At 39.8% G+C, this 15,480-nt stretch carries 12 protein-coding genes; 11 read left to right on the top strand and 1 reads right to left on the bottom strand.

Translation table 11 applies throughout. The features are described 5' to 3' along the window. Position 1 precedes the first annotated feature (1 nt). Positions 2-1,207 carry a multiple monosaccharide ABC transporter permease gene (gene mmsB / locus FTX43_RS11865; protein WP_002309468.1) on the top strand — a complete coding sequence of 402 codons (1,206 nt, stop codon included), beginning with the start codon at positions 2-4 and terminating at the stop codon, positions 1,205-1,207. A gap of 195 nt (positions 1,208-1,402) precedes the next feature. Here mmsB and FTX43_RS11860 read toward each other — a convergent pair whose 3' ends face one another. After that, on the bottom strand, positions 1,403-2,620 hold the full coding sequence (locus FTX43_RS11860; protein ID WP_073490895.1) for an IS110 family transposase: 1,218 nt from the start codon (positions 2,618-2,620) through the stop codon (positions 1,403-1,405). Between the two features lie 457 nt (positions 2,621-3,077). On the opposite strand from FTX43_RS11860, the gene guaC reads away from it, so the two are divergent. The 10 genes from guaC (at position 3,078) to typA (ending at position 15,256) form a co-directional block, all read left to right on the top strand. Continuing rightward, positions 3,078-4,055, top strand: a complete 978-nt coding sequence (gene guaC, locus FTX43_RS11850; RefSeq protein WP_002309467.1) for a GMP reductase — start codon at positions 3,078-3,080, stop codon at positions 4,053-4,055. Positions 4,056-4,190: 135 nt separating this feature from the next. Beyond that, positions 4,191-5,615 carry a PLP-dependent aminotransferase family protein gene (locus FTX43_RS11845; protein WP_080491755.1) on the top strand — a complete coding sequence of 475 codons (1,425 nt, stop codon included), beginning with the start codon at positions 4,191-4,193 and terminating at the stop codon, positions 5,613-5,615. A 461-nt stretch (positions 5,616-6,076) separates the two neighbouring features. Then, positions 6,077-7,186: a pyruvate dehydrogenase (acetyl-transferring) E1 component subunit alpha gene (pdhA, locus tag FTX43_RS11835; RefSeq protein ID WP_002309462.1), complete on the top strand. Its 1,110-nt coding sequence runs from the start codon at positions 6,077-6,079 to the stop codon at positions 7,184-7,186. Between the two features lie 2 nt (positions 7,187-7,188). After that, complete coding sequence (locus FTX43_RS11830; protein ID WP_002292208.1) at positions 7,189-8,166, top strand: alpha-ketoacid dehydrogenase subunit beta; 978 nt, start codon at positions 7,189-7,191, stop codon at positions 8,164-8,166. A 24-nt stretch (positions 8,167-8,190) separates the two neighbouring features. After that, positions 8,191-9,834: a dihydrolipoyllysine-residue acetyltransferase gene (locus FTX43_RS11825; RefSeq protein WP_002309460.1), complete on the top strand. Its 1,644-nt coding sequence runs from the start codon at positions 8,191-8,193 to the stop codon at positions 9,832-9,834. A 7-nt stretch (positions 9,835-9,841) separates the two neighbouring features. Next, positions 9,842-11,248, top strand: a complete 1,407-nt coding sequence (gene lpdA / locus FTX43_RS11820; protein ID WP_002289686.1) for a dihydrolipoyl dehydrogenase — start codon at positions 9,842-9,844, stop codon at positions 11,246-11,248. Positions 11,249-11,409: 161 nt separating this feature from the next. Further along, positions 11,410-12,012 carry a hypothetical protein gene (locus FTX43_RS11810; protein ID WP_002309457.1) on the top strand — a complete coding sequence of 201 codons (603 nt, stop codon included), beginning with the start codon at positions 11,410-11,412 and terminating at the stop codon, positions 12,010-12,012. Positions 12,013-12,211: 199 nt separating this feature from the next. Then, a complete protein-coding gene (locus FTX43_RS11805; RefSeq protein ID WP_002313830.1) occupies positions 12,212-12,487 on the top strand; it encodes a UPF0223 family protein in 276 nt (91 codons plus the stop codon). Between the two features lie 5 nt (positions 12,488-12,492). Beyond that, positions 12,493-13,260: an inositol monophosphatase family protein gene (locus FTX43_RS11800; protein ID WP_002313829.1), complete on the top strand. Its 768-nt coding sequence runs from the start codon at positions 12,493-12,495 to the stop codon at positions 13,258-13,260. Positions 13,261-13,426: 166 nt separating this feature from the next. Then, positions 13,427-15,256: a translational GTPase TypA gene (gene typA, locus FTX43_RS11795; protein WP_002292204.1), complete on the top strand. Its 1,830-nt coding sequence runs from the start codon at positions 13,427-13,429 to the stop codon at positions 15,254-15,256. Positions 15,257-15,480 lie beyond the last annotated feature (224 nt).

Genomic DNA, 15,480 nt, shown 5'->3' with positions numbered 1-15,480 from the left:
GTTGGAACAAGCAAAAAATCTTACGGATAAAAAAGAGAAAAAACTAAATTTGAAAAGTAGAGCAGCTGATCTTTTTGGTCGCTACAGCATGGTGATCATTTTAGCGGGACTACTTATTGCGTTTCAATTGATGACAGATGGTATTTTCTGGCGTCCATTGAATATAACTAACCTTGTTTTGCAAAATAGTCATATATTAGTACTAGCTGCAGGGATGTTATTAGTTGTGCTCTTAGGTCATGTGGATTTGTCGGTAGGGTCAGTGATGGCGTTTGTTGGTGCAATTGCGGGCATGATGATGGTCAATCGCCAAATGAACCCGTGGGTGACAGTCATCACATGTCTTGCAGTAGGCGGGCTGATCGGCGCATGGCAAGGTTTTTGGATAGCTTATGCTGGGATACCGGCGTTTATCGTGACTTTAGCAGGATTGCTGATGTTTCGTGGACTGACACAAGTTGTTCTAGGAGGCCAATCTCTGGCACCTTTTCCAGCTGTTTTCCAAAAAATGTCTACGGGTTATTTACCAGACTTAAGCGAAGGAAGTAGCCTTCACTTCTTGACATTGATTTTAGGAATGATCATCACCATCGTGTTAGTTGTTGGGCAATGGCGAACAAGAAATCGTCGGAAAAATCATTTATTTGAAGTGGAATCTCCAACAGCTTTCTTGGTAAAGGCGGTATTTACAGCAGTCGTTGTACTAGGGATAACTTATATCTTTGCCTCTTATCAAGGATATCCGATCATTTTGATCATTCTCGGTTTGATCGTCGCAGCATATGGGTTTTTGACAAATAAAACAGTAGCAGGTCGCCAGATTTATGCGACGGGCGGAAATCGAAAAGCGGCTGAACTATCAGGAATCAAAACAAAGCGGATCACGTTCTGGGTTTTCGTCAACATGGGAGTCATGGCAGCTTTAGCTGGATTAGTCTTAGCAGCTCGGTTAAATGCGGCGACACCTCAAGCGGGTACTTCGATGGAACTAGATGCGATGGCGGCAGTATATTTTGGCGGTGCTTCGACATCCGGCGGCATCGGAACGATTATGGGGGCGATTGTCGGTGGCTTGGTCATGGGTGTATTGAACAATGGCATGTCGATTTTAGGCGTTGGGGTAGATTGGCAGCAGGCGATCAAAGGGTTGATCTTGCTTTTAGCCGTTGTATTAGACTTGTATAACAAGAAAAAACGGACAACGTAGGAGAACATCGTTTATTCAGAAAAAAGACTGTGACAAGACATTTGTCACAGCCTTTTTCCTACGATTAGTCAAGTAAAAGGTGCAAGAAAAATAGCTCGTAAACGAAAGCGACAAAATCAAGGCACACCAAATAAAGCCCCGTTCGTAAAAAATTTTCGATCTGGGCAAAGAAGTGGTATACTGTAAGTGGTTTAGTTAATGGTCCACTGAGACCGCGTACGCATAGTCGTACTCTGTATGTGCCCTAACCATAGCGTGCATACATTTCAGAAGCTTGTTCATACAAGCAACTGTGGCAACCTTCTCTTTCTTAGGGATAGGTTGCTTTTTTAATTTGTAGTAATAATCGACAATATGATTAGGAGCTGCGCGTTGCTGGCGAATCATATTTCGAATGGTGAAGAAAATAATTTTCCGTGCTTTGGGATTACCACGCTTATTGATGCGGTCTTGGCCAGTATACTTACCTGATTGATACCGTCGGATGTCGATTCCGACAAAAGCATTCAATTGTTTATGGGTTTTAAATCGTGTGATATCTCCTAATTCACCGAGCAATAAAGCGGCTGTGAGTGCGCCAATCCCAGGGAACGTTTGGTACAACAAAAAGCAAGGAGAGCCTTCGGCTTTTTTGATCATTTGTGTCGCCAGTGCTTCTTTTTGTTCGAGTAAATCTTGGAGAAGTTCGGCGTAATAGATTGTTTTTTGACATTGGATACTGTCTTTTTCAACAGCTGGATAGGCACACTGTGCATAGTGGATGATTTGATCTGCCTTTTGCTCGGCACGATTCGCGGAGATTTTTTTCCGTGTTTCGTTGATCAGTTTATTTTTTATTTTTGTCCGAGTAGATGCCAATACAAAATCTGGATGGGGAAAAAGACGGATCAATGTCAATGCGTAAGGGGTCAGCCTGTTTGAAAAGAACTGTTCAAGCTCTGGAAAAGTCAACTGAAGACAGTTGTGTAAATCCATGCGCAGACGAGTGATTTTCTTCTCAATTTCTTGATAAAAACGGGCTAAATCGCGCATCTCTAAGTAAAAATTGCTTTGTACTTCTTTTGGCTGACGTTGACTTTTAAGATGAGTCTGTGCGAGCCGATGGGCATCCGATTTATCTGTTTTCCAACTGCGTAAGGTGCTTTCTTCCATCTGTTTTTTCGCTTCTAACGGGTTTAACAAACAGTAAGAAAAGTGATGATCTTGAAAGAACTTTTCGACTGGTCTGGAATAAATCCCCGTTGCTTCAAAAACAATCAATGGACGTTCAGGCAAGTGCTGGATCTCTTCGAGTAATGCATGAAATCCTCTTTGAGTGTGTTCAATCTCGTCTTCAAATAAGCAGGTGTCGTCTTTGTATAGGACACTGTAGCTGTGTCCCATTGAAACATCTAATGCAAGAATGTAAGGCATTTGTTTTCCTCCTTTTTAAGTTTTGAAAGAACTTTACTGCTTCATTTCGATTCCAATTTCCTATACACGGGCTCATGGCCCCAACATACGTAAACCTGATTCTAAAATGACAGTAAAGAAGTTCGGTTTTTGATAGGGACTCGTAGTCCTCAAGGCTTTGTTCGAACTTTCTTTCACTCTTCACTATAATCTAAAAATAGAAAATAGAGGAGAACATCATTCGTCAATGATGTTCCCCTCTAATCTTAGTATGTTTTTTTCGCTAAAAGCGAACATTCATTGCTTCGTTTGTATAGACTAAAAATAATGTATGTTTTTTTACCATTCGTATAAATTCTCTTTTTGCTCTTGATTTTTTCGCTTAATTGAGTTAAATTACATAGGGCGCTAAAAAAAGCCCTGATTAAATTAATAATGTTCGTGTTTTGCTGGATGTGAACATCAGGAGGATAATGTAATGAAAGTATTTGATTACGAAGATATTCAATTAATTCCTAATAAATGTATCGTAAATAGCCGTTCTGAATGTGATACAACGGTCACATTAGGTAAACATACATTCAAAATGCCAGTAGTGCCTGCCAACATGCAGACGATTATTGATGAAACGATTGCAGAATTCTTAGCGGAAAATGGTTATTTCTATATCATGCATCGGTTTGATGAAGCAGCCCGAATTCCGTTTATCAAAAAAATGAAAAAGCGCGGATTGATTACCTCAATCAGTGTTGGCGTCAAGAAAGAGGAATATTCCTTTATAGAGAAGTTGGCAGAAGAATCGCTAAATCCTGATTATATCACTATCGACATCGCACATGGACATGCTAACTCAGTTATTGATATGATCCAGCATATTAAAAAATATTTGCCTGAAACTTTTGTGATTGCCGGTAATGTTGGTACACCGGAAGCCGTCCGTGAATTGGAAAATGCGGGTGCAGATGCAACAAAAGTCGGGATTGGTCCAGGAAAAGTATGTATTACAAAAATCAAGACAGGCTTTGGAACTGGAGGCTGGCAACTGGCCGCTCTTAGATGGTGTGCGAAAGCAGCTCGCAAGCCGATCATCGCTGACGGTGGGATCAGAACACATGGCGATATTGCAAAATCTGTCCGTTTTGGAGCGACAATGGTTATGATTGGCTCATTGTTTGCCGGTCACGAGGAATCTCCTGGCGAAACAAAAGTCGAAAACGGAATTGTATATAAAGAATACTTTGGTTCTGCTTCAGAATTCCAAAAAGGTGAAAAACGAAATGTTGAAGGAAAGAAAATCTGGATCCAACATAAAGGATCTTTGAAAGATACACTAGTGGAAATGCAACAAGACCTTCAGTCATCTATTTCATATGCTGGAGGAAGAGATCTGGAATCCATTCGGAAAGTTGATTATGTCATCGTGAAAAATTCGATTTTTAATGGAGATACGATCTAAATAATGAGTAAAATATCAGCGGAAGGTTCATAACAGAACCTTCCGTTTTTTATGTTTTGCAAAAAAAAGCTTTTCTTTTTTCTCGTAAATTCGGTAAAATCAATAGAAAGAATGGACAACAGAAAAGAGAGGACTATGTGGGGAAAAGTAGAGAAAAAACAAGGACCGATTTATCGTCAAATCATGGAACAGATCATGAGAGAAATCGAAAGTGGAAGAATCAATCCTGGAGATCAACTTGAATCGGAACGAAAACTAGGGCAATTTTTTGGTGTAAATCGTTCCACCGTTGTTCATGCATTGGAAGAACTTAGAGAGCTTGGCGTATTAACAAGTAAACGTGGCAGCGGTTGGTTCGTCAATCAGACTGAATGGGGGAAATTCGCCGTTCCAAGAATCGATTGGCGACGAATGATCTCACCTCGCTATGAACAGACGGATTGGTATGAACAAAAAATAAAAGAAGCAAAGCAGAGCCAAAAAACATTGTTCCTTGACTTATATGCGAGTGAGATGCCAGATGAGCTTTTGCCGAATTTTGAGTTTCCTTCTTATTCTCTTGAAGAAATCTTAGCGGAAGAAAAAGAAATGGATCTTTTAGGCTATACTCCGTTACGTAACAAAATCAAACAGTATTTGGAAAGTAAATTTGAACTGACCTTTTCCCTAAACCAGCTTCTGGTGACTGGTGGTGGTCAGCAAGCAATCTTTTTGATCTTACAAACGATTCTTTCTGCTGGAGAGGGGATAGCTGTAGAGTCACCTTCTTTTTTTTACCGATTACCTCTTTTCAAAGCTTCAGGAACGCGTTTATTTGGGATACCGATGGATGAAGAAGGGATCGACTTAGAAAAACTGAAAGAATCGATCCAAAAAAATAAATTGAAAGCAGTGCTGATCAACCCCAATTTTCAAAACCCTACAGGAAAAGTGATGAGTCAAAAGCGACGAGAAAAGCTAGTAGAATTGTGTCGGCAGTATCGGCTTCCAATTATTGAAGACGATGTATTTACGGACCTTTCATTTCTAAACCAAGATGAAGTTCTTCCTATACGAACGATTGATCCGGATAATGTATTATATGTCGGTTCGTTATCTAGAATTTTAGGAAAAACAACGAAAATCGGTTGGTTGATCGGACCAGAGGCCTTTATCTCGCAACTAGCTAAAGCGCAAGAAATGATGGAGTTTTCGATGAACATCCTTACACAAATCACGGCCGCTAATATATTTGATGAAGCAATTGATTTGAAAATGTTGGATGTAAGAAAAAAATTGAAAGAAAAAAGCCAACTGATAAGCATTTGGGCGGAGTCTCAATCGTTTTTCAAGCTTCATTCGATTTTAGGTGGTTATTATGCTTGGATCACTTGGGATGGAAAAAAGCTGGACCCTCAACTAGCAGAAAAAGTAGTAGATTTGGGTCTAGGAATCGCACCAAGTCTACTTTTTGGGCAAGATATAAATGGAATCAGAATCAATTACAGTCGTCTAGATGAAGCCAACATATCGTTGTTTTATTCAAAGATGAAAATTTTAGAACAGTGGTTAACAGAATAATTTCACAAAGTAAAAAGATTAAAGAATATAACAGCTGGGATTTAAATTTCCGGCTGTTTCTTTTTTTTTCGTAAAAAGAAGACGAGGCAAAGTATTAGAGAAAAATACACTCTTTGTATAGCCATTCACGATGTCTTAAGAAAATAAATAGTTGCAGCAAAACTGTATAACACCAGCGTTTCTAAATAGAAACAGATCATTGTAAGTTTGATTAGAAAATAGAAAAAACACAGCCTAAATATAAAACGCTTTCCTAATTGTGATTATATTCACTAAAGCTGTTAATATGCGGATTGACATAATTTCCTTTCATCGTGAAAATTTGTGCTTTTAGCTTGTATTTCTCATAAATCCATGATAATTTATTAATGAAGACGGTTAAATAGTGATACAGTTTTATTCGCTGTTTCAATCGCAGAATGAAGAGATTTTCTTATAGATGAGAGAGGAATGTGTGACAAATGGCAAACAAAAAAGCACCGATCGACTTCCAAGCACTGCTAGATGAAGTCAATGCAGATTTCCCAGTATATCAAGCACTTGATCAAGATGGAAACGTAGTTAACAAAGATTTAGTACCTGATTTATCCGATGATGAACTCGTTGAATTAATGACTCACATGGTATGGTCTCGTGTATTAGACCAACGTTCCACAGCGCTGAACCGCCAAGGACGCCTAGGCTTTTTTGCACCAACTGCAGGACAAGAGGCAAGTCAGCTGGCCAGCGCGTATGCATTTGATAAAGAAGATGTTCTTCTTCCAGGTTATCGAGATGTCCCTCAACTAGTAAAACATGGTTTACCTTTATCCCAAGCATTTTTATGGTCTAGAGGACATGCTGCAGGTAATTCTTATCCAGAAGAATTGAAAGCTCTACCACCACAAATCATCATCGGTGCACAATATGTACAAGCAGCCGGTGTTGCATTAGGTTTGAAGAAACGCAACAAGAAAAATGTTGTCTTCACTTATACTGGTGATGGCGGTTCATCACAAGGTGATTTTTACGAAGCAATCAATTTCGCTGGCGCTTACCATGCAAATGCTGTGTTTTATATCCAAAACAACGGGTATGCGATCTCTACACCTCGTGAAAAACAAACCGCAGCAAAAACACTTGCACAAAAAGCTGTCGCAGCTGGGATTCCAGGTATTCAAGTCGATGGAATGGATCCGCTTGCAGTGTATACTGTATCTAAAATGGCACGGGAATGGGCGATCAGCGGAAATGGACCAGTCCTAATCGAAACACTGACTTATCGTTACGGACCCCATACACTATCTGGGGACGATCCAACACGCTACCGTACAAAAGACACAGATGACGAATGGCAGAGAAAAGATCCATTGATCCGCTTCCGTAAATATCTGACGGAAAAAGGACTTTGGTCTGAAGAAAAAGAAGAACAAGTGATTGAAGCAACTAAAGAAGAAATCAAAGCAGCTATCGCAGAAGCCGACAAAGTTCCAAAACAAAAGGTTTCAGATTTCTTGAAAAACATGTTCGAAGTATCTCCACAATCAATCAAAGAACAAATTGCAATTTATGAAGCGAAGGAGTCGAAATAATCATGGCACAAAAAACAATGATCCAAGCAATCACCGATGCCTTAGCACTTGAACTAGAAAATGACGAGAATGTCGTTGTTTTTGGTGAAGATGTTGGGAAAAACGGAGGAGTTTTCCGGGCAACTGAAGGATTGCAGGAAAAATTCGGAGAAGACCGAGTATTCGATACTCCTTTAGCTGAATCTGGAATCGCAGGGTTGAGTTTTGGGCTTGCGTTGGAAGGATTTCGTCCAGTTCCTGAAATCCAATTCTTTGGTTTTATTTTCGAAGCAATGGATGAAGTAGTAGCTCAAATGGCTCGTACAAGATATCGAATGAGCGGTACTAGAAATCTACCAATCACGATCCGTTCACCATTTGGTGGCGGTGTTCATACACCAGAACTGCATTCAGATAATTTAGAAGGTTTGATTGCCCAGTCTCCTGGTATTCGAGTAGTGATCCCATCAAATCCTTACGATGCAAAAGGACTATTGATTTCTTCTATTAGAAGTAACGATCCAGTTGTTTTCCTAGAACACATGAAACTATATCGCTCATTCCGAGAAGAAGTGCCGGATGAAGCTTACGAAGTTCCTTTGGACAAAGCAGCAGTTACTCGTGAAGGAACAGATGTATCTGTTATCACATACGGGGCAATGGTGCGTGAAGCAATCAAAGCAGCAGATAATCTTGCAAAAGAAAATATCTCTGTTGAAATCATTGATCTTCGTACAGTTGCGCCATTAGATGTAGAAACGATCATTCAATCCGTGGAAAAAACGGGTCGCGTAGTCGTTGTCCAAGAAGCACAACGACAAGCGGGTGTTGCTGCGCAAGTAGTTTCTGAGATCTCAGAACGCGCTATCCTTTCATTAGAAGCCCCAATCGGACGAGTTTCTGCACCTGATACAGTCTTCCCGTTTGGTCAAGCAGAAAATGTTTGGTTGCCAAACGCAAAAGATATCGAAGACAAAGTAAAAGAGATCGCGGAATTTTAAGAAAAGAAGGGACGAAACAAAGTCATGGCTTATCAATTTAAATTGCCGGATATCGGTGAAGGAATTGCAGAAGGTGAAATCGTCAAATGGTTCGTCAAACCAGGAGATACGATTAATGAAGATGATACATTATTAGAAGTTCAAAACGACAAATCAGTAGAAGAAATCCCCTCACCTGTAACAGGAACGGTTAAAAATGTCATTGTTCCAGAAGGTACAGTAGCAAATGTTGGGGATGTATTGGTAGAAATCGATGCACCAGGACACGAAGACAATGAAGGGGACAGTGGTGTAGCCGCAGAATCCCAAACTCCAGCTAACCCGGCTGCTGAACCAACTGTTGATACAGAATCAGCTGGATCGTCAAGCGAAGGAGTCTTCCAATTCAAGTTACCGGATATCGGTGAAGGAATTGCAGAAGGTGAAATCGTCAAATGGTTCGTCAAACCAGGAGATACAATCAATGAAGATGATACATTATTAGAAGTTCAAAACGACAAATCAGTAGAAGAAATCCCGTCACCCGTAACCGGGACAGTTAAAAACGTGATTGTCCCAGAAGGCACAGTAGCAAATGTTGGGGACGTGTTAGTAGAAATCGATGCTCCTGGACACAATGGTGCACCATCAACTAGTGCGCCATCAGCTGAAGCACCAAAAGAAAAAGTGGAAACATCAGGTTCAGCAAGTGTCGTTGAAGCTGCCGATCCCAATAAACGTGTATTGGCTATGCCATCTGTTCGTCAATTTGCCCGCGAAAAAGATGTAGATATCTCACAAGTAACTGCAACTGGAAAAGGTGGCAGAGTAACAAAAGAGGACATCGAAAACTTCTTGACAGGTGGTCCAAGCAGTGCACCAGCGAAATCAGAAGCGCCAGAAGCGGCAGCGCCGAAAGAAGCAGCTGCTGCAGCAGAAAGCAAACCAGCTGCAACAGCAAAACCATTCAAGTCCAACTTAGGAGATTTGGAAGAACGTGTAGCAATGACACCAACACGTAAAGCTATTGCTAAAGCAATGGTCAACAGTAAGCATACAGCTCCACACGTGACATTGCATGATGAAGTAGAAGTGTCTAAACTATGGGATAACCGGAAACGATTTAAAGAAGTTGCTGCTGCAAATGGTACGAAACTTACTTTCTTGCCATATGTCGTGAAAGCTTTAACAGCGACTGTGAAGAAATACCCAGTATTGAATGCATCTATCGACGATGCAAACCAAGAAATCGTTTATAAACATTACTACAATATCGGTATTGCAACTGATACGGATCACGGACTATATGTACCAAATGTGAAAGATGCAGACCGCAAAGGAATGTTTGCTATTGCAGACGAAATCAATGAGAAAGCAAAATTAGCTCATGACGGCAAACTATCTGCAGAAGATATGCGCAATGGAACGATTACGATCAGCAATATCGGATCTGTAGGTGGCGGTTGGTTTACACCAGTCATCAACTATCCAGAAGTAGCTATTTTAGGTGTAGGAACGATTGCACAACAACCAATCGTAAATGCTGAAGGCGAAATCGTTGTCGGTCGTGTGATGAAACTGTCATTAAGTTTCGATCACCGTATCGTAGATGGAGCAACTGCGCAACAAGCAATGAATAATATCAAACGTCTTTTAGCTGATCCAGAGCTATTAATGATGGAAGGATGATAAACAAATGGTAGTTGGAGATTTTGCTGTAGAATTAGATACAGTTGTAATCGGTGCGGGACCTGGTGGCTATGTAGCTGCCATCCGCGCTGCTGAAATGGGACAAAAAGTAGCAATCATTGAAAGAGAGTATATTGGCGGTGTTTGTTTGAACGTCGGCTGTATTCCTTCAAAAGCACTGATAGCTGCAGGACACCATTATCAAGAGTCACTAGATTCTGAAATGTTTGGAGTAACTAGTGAAAATGTCAAACTAGATTTTGCGAAAACACAAGAATGGAAAGAAAACAAAGTTGTTCATACGTTGACTTCTGGTGTTGGTTTCCTATTAAAAAAACATAAGGTTGAAACAATCGAAGGAGAAGCGTTCTTCGTAGATGATCACACACTACGCGTCATTCATCCAGATTCAGCTCAAACTTATTCGTTCAATAACGCAATCATCGCAACAGGTTCCCGTCCAATCGAGATTCCAGGATTTAAGTTCGGAGGACGTGTGTTAGATTCTACTGGCGGATTAGCATTGAAAGAAGTACCTAAGAAATTTGTGATCATCGGTGGCGGTGTGATTGGTGCCGAATTGGGCGGAGCGTACGCAAACTTAGGAGCAGAAGTAACGATCCTTGAAGGCTCACCACAAATTTTACCAACTTACGAAAAAGATCTAGTAAAATTAGTAGAAGATGATTTCAAGAAAAAAGGCGTAACAGTCGTAACGAATGCAATGGCGAAAGAAGCAGTCGATAACGGCGACAGCGTGACAGTGAAATATGCAGTGGATGGGAAAGAAGAATCCGTTACTGCTGATTATGTGATGGTCACTGTAGGTCGTCGTCCGAATACGGATGATATGGGCTTAGAACAAGCAGGCGTCGAAGTAGGAGAACGAGGATTGATCACGGTAGATAAACAAGGACGTACGAACGTACCCAATATCTATGCCATCGGTGATATCGTTCCAGGGGCGGCATTAGCACACAAAGCCAGTTATGAAGCAAAAATCGCTGCTGAAGCAATCTCTGGCAAAAAAGTAGCTGTAGATTATAAAGCAATGCCGGCAGTAGCCTTTACTGATCCTGAATTGGCTTCTGTAGGTATGACAATCAAAGAAGCAAAAGATGCTGGTATCGAAGCAAAAGCATATAAATTCCCATTTTCAGGGAACGGTAGAGCATTATCGCTTGGTAAAACAGAAGGATTCATCCGTCTAGTTACGACAATCGAAGATAACGTGCTGATTGGTGCACAAATCGGGGGAGTCGGTGCAAGCGATATGGTTTCTGAATTAGCTTTAGCAATCGAATCAGGAATGAATGCTGAAGATATCGCCTTGACGATTCATCCGCATCCATCTCTTGGCGAAATCGTCATGGATGCTTCGGAATTAGCATTAGGCTTGCCAATTCATATTTGATTTGAATAATATAGGCGAAACGCAACTGAGAAATCAGTTGCGTTTTTTTCTTTTTCTGGAAAATAATGGTACGTATTTTTATTACATAAACTGATATCATAAAAAATAAACAGAAATATTTGAGTAATGTATCCATCAAATGGGAAAGAAGGAAGTTAGAAATGAAAATTCCAGGAACTGAGGTAGGCGCAAGCATCCAAATTGACCCATCGTTATCACTTGATCAACAACCACAAATAGAACAGATTAGACAATTGATTCGTAGAACTGAAGAGCGCTTCTTTGATCATTTGTCTGATTTGTTTGACGCAGATTCCGAGAAATACGCAAAGATTGAAACTATCATGCTCCGAAATGCTAATATCGATGGACCTTCTTTGCTCGAGGTACTTGAGCGTAAAGGTAAAGGAATTGAACGAAGCCAAGTAGTATTTGCAGATGATTCTGAATTGATTTGGTATAAAAAAAATACGATTATAGCGCTTAGAGAACAATCTGATATAGAAGCAAGTAATACATTATGGGAAACATACGCTAAAAATCAAGATCATACCCTTCGTGAAATCATGAACCCTAGCTTTGATAAACTTATCAATGAAGAAAAAATTTTTATAAATAATGGAGTACAAGAAAGGCTAAGAAGGAAAGCAGAACGTCAAATGGAAGAAAAAAACAAAAACGGCCAGACAATCCGAGTGATTAACTCTCAATTACTCGCCAAGAGTAGAAAAACAAGCAATCTTACACGTGATCATCTAAGATAAATCAAGTTTTTTTGGAATTAATACGAAGAAACTCAATAATAGATAAGAATGATAAAAAGGAGTAAGTTTTCAGTCTCCTTTTTTATTTCTTTTTTATTATCAATAATTTAATTATGTAAACTTGTGATACGACTACTTCTTGGTTTATTACCGTCTCCTATGCTACACTAAAGAAGAATATGAAATAGGAGAGTTGAAGATGCAAGAATATCAGTATCCACTTGATTTAGACTGGACAACAGATGAAATGGTCATTGTAATGAAGATGTGGGAAGATCTGGAACGTGCGAACGAAAAAGGGATAAACAATGAAGATTTTTTGAAGACCTATCAGCAGTTCAAAACAGTTGTCAAATCCATCGGAGAAGAAAAACGATTGGGTCGGGAATTTGAGAAAGCTTCCGGGTACTCCTTATATCGTACAGTGCAGCAAGCAAAAAAAAATCCAAACAAAACTTTGAGAATGAACGGGTGAGATAAATGGAACAGATGATTGATCATATCAAATCCTGGCTAGAAGAAGCTGGTGAGAAAATCCAATCTTCTCAACAAACATTAACGATCTCGCAAAAATCAAATCGAACGGATCTAGTGACAAATGTTGACCGTAACATCCAGAATTTTCTAATCGAAAAAATCCATTCCTATGATTCAGAGGCGAAAATATTGGCAGAAGAAGAAGGGTATAATCAACTAGCAGATCTTGATGGAAGAGTCTTTATCATTGATCCTATTGATGGCACATTGAATTTCGTGATTGAAGGGGAAAATTTTTGTATCATGCTCGCTGTTTATGAATCCGGCGTTGGAAAACTTGGTTTCATTTATGACGTCATGAGAAATGAGCTTTTTTGGGGTGGAAAAGGAATAGGTGTTTACAAAAATGATAAACCAATGCCTAAACCAGCAAATAAATCTTTATCAGAAGGCTTACTTGGTGTGAATAGCTATCTTTTCGGTCATAATAAATATGGAATCCGAGAGATTGCGGAAAGCAGCATGGGAACACGTATGTACGGGTGTGCAGGTCTTGAACTAGCCGCAATCTTGAAAGGAAACCATATTGCTTACATTTCGAACCTCAGTCCTTGGGATTATGCAGCGGGAAATGTCTTATTGGAAGAGTTTGGTATGGTAACAAGCGGTCTTTTTGGCACTCCATTGACCTTTGATAAAAGGGAATACTATTTAGCAGGGACTCCTTGTGCATATGCAGAAATCGCAGACCTTTTGAAAAAAGAAGGCTGAAAAAAGGTAGAAAACATTCACAAAGATGATAAAAACGGGCAAAAGATTAATTTTCTCGAAAAAATGAAAACATTTTACTATATTTCATGAAAAAAGTCTGCTATAATTAGCAGTCGAGTAAAATTTGCCCTGTCATAAAGAACCAATAAAAAAGGAGTTAGTTACATTGAATTATAGAAACGATATCCGTAACGTCGCAATTATTGCCCACGTTGACCACGGAAAAACAACATTAGTTGATGAACTGTTAAAACAATCAGATACATTAGACGCACATACACAATTGCAAGAACGTGCGATGGACTCAAATGCGCTAGAAAAAGAACGTGGTATCACGATTTTAGCCAAAAACACAGCTGTAGACTATAAAGGAATTCGCGTAAATATCATGGATACTCCAGGACACGCGGACTTCGGTGGCGAAGTAGAACGGATCATGAAAATGGTTGACGGCGTCGTGTTGGTCGTAGATGCATATGAAGGAACAATGCCTCAAACACGTTTTGTATTGAAAAAAGCATTGGAACAACATATCACACCAATCGTTGTCGTAAACAAGATTGACAAACCTTCTGCTCGTCCTGAGCATGTCGTTGATGAAGTACTTGAACTATTCATCGAATTGGGAGCAGATGATGATCAGTTAGACTTTCCTGTGATTTATGCGTCTGCACTGAATGGTACGTCAAGCTTATCAGACGACCCTGCAGATCAAGAACCAACAATGGCACCTATTTTTGACACGATCATTGAAAAAATTCCTGCTCCTGTCGATAATAGCGACGAACCATTACAATTCCAAGTTTCATTACTTGACTACAACGATTATGTAGGTCGTATCGGAATCGGACGTGTATTTAGAGGAACAATCAAAGTAGGCGACCAAGTAGCATTAATTAAATTAGACGGAACAGTTAAGAAATTCCGTGTAACGAAATTATTTGGTTTCTTTGGACTAAAACGTCTAGAGATTCAAGAAGCAAAAGCTGGAGACTTGATTGCTGTCTCAGGTATGGAAGACATCTTTGTCGGTGAAACAGTTACTCCTGTGGATCATCAAGATGCGTTACCTATCCTTCACATTGACGAACCAACATTGCAAATGACTTTCTTAGTTAATAATTCACCATTTGCCGGTCGTGAAGGTAAATATGTAACTGCTCGTAAAATTGAAGAACGTTTGATGGCAGAACTTCAAACAGATGTATCTTTACGAGTTGAACCAACAAACTCTCCAGATGCTTGGACTGTTTCTGGTCGTGGAGAATTGCATTTGTCTATCTTGATTGAAAACATGCGTCGTGAAGGATACGAATTGCAAGTATCTCGTCCAGAAGTTATTGAAAAAGAAATCGATGGTGTAAAATGCGAACCGTTTGAACGCGTACAAATCGACACACCAGAAGAATACATGGGTAGTGTCATCGAATCCTTGAGCTTACGTAAAGGTGAAATGCAAGATATGGTCCATACAGGAAACGGACAAATCCGTTTGACATTCTTGACCCCTGCCCGTGGTTTGATCGGTTATTCAACTGAATTCCTTTCAATGACGCGCGGTTACGGAATCATGAACCATACTTTTGATCAATATTTGCCAATGCTTCCTGGTCAAATCGGTGGACGTCACCAAGGTGCGCTTGTTTCAATCGATACCGGTAAAGCAACGACCTATTCTATCATGAGTATCGAAGAACGCGGTACAGTCTTCGTAGAACCAGGTACAGAAGTATATGAAGGAATGATTATCGGAGAAAACAGCCGTGATAATGATTTGACTGTCAACATCACGAAAGCAAAACAAATGACAAACGTACGGTCTGCTACTAAAGACCAAACATCTGTCATCAAAAAACCAAAACAATTGACGTTGGAAGAATCTTTGGAATTCTTGAATGATGATGAATATTGCGAAGTAACACCAGAAAGCATTCGCTTGAGAAAACAAATTTTAGAGAAAAATGCTCGTGAAAAAGCATCTAAAAAGAAAAAATAATCTGTAAAAGGATGAAGAGAGAAACCAGCTTGTTATAAAAAATAGCTGGTTTCTTTTTTTGTCCAACTCATTTCTGTGGAGAAGTCATCGTTGTCAATGGACATAAATTCAGAAAATACGCCAAAAGACATTTTAAAGACTTTTAAAGAACTTAACTCCGACGTGTTTTTGTTTCATATCGCACTTATGTTTCACGAGAGGGCCGACTTGTCCTTCGGTGAAAA

The organism is Enterococcus sp. DA9, assembly GCF_008000875.1.
In the GTDB taxonomy this organism is placed as follows: Bacteria; Bacillota; Bacilli; order Lactobacillales; family Enterococcaceae; genus Enterococcus_B; species Enterococcus_B lactis.
This window is presented reverse-complemented; position numbering and strand designations above follow the sequence as displayed.

Coding starts and splice junctions, on each gene's coding strand:
- FTX43_RS11860 (WP_073490895.1), bottom strand. CDS start 2,620: ATGCCTTACATTCTTGCATTAGATGTTTCAATGGGACACAGCTACAGT.
- guaC (WP_002309467.1), top strand. CDS start 3,078: ATGAAAGTATTTGATTACGAAGATATTCAATTAATTCCTAATAAATGT.
- FTX43_RS11845 (WP_080491755.1), top strand. CDS start 4,191: ATGTGGGGAAAAGTAGAGAAAAAACAAGGACCGATTTATCGTCAAATC.
- pdhA (WP_002309462.1), top strand. CDS start 6,077: ATGGCAAACAAAAAAGCACCGATCGACTTCCAAGCACTGCTAGATGAA.
- FTX43_RS11830 (WP_002292208.1), top strand. CDS start 7,189: ATGGCACAAAAAACAATGATCCAAGCAATCACCGATGCCTTAGCACTT.
- FTX43_RS11825 (WP_002309460.1), top strand. CDS start 8,191: ATGGCTTATCAATTTAAATTGCCGGATATCGGTGAAGGAATTGCAGAA.
- lpdA (WP_002289686.1), top strand. CDS start 9,842: ATGGTAGTTGGAGATTTTGCTGTAGAATTAGATACAGTTGTAATCGGT.
- FTX43_RS11810 (WP_002309457.1), top strand. CDS start 11,410: ATGAAAATTCCAGGAACTGAGGTAGGCGCAAGCATCCAAATTGACCCA.
- FTX43_RS11805 (WP_002313830.1), top strand. CDS start 12,212: ATGCAAGAATATCAGTATCCACTTGATTTAGACTGGACAACAGATGAA.
- FTX43_RS11800 (WP_002313829.1), top strand. CDS start 12,493: ATGGAACAGATGATTGATCATATCAAATCCTGGCTAGAAGAAGCTGGT.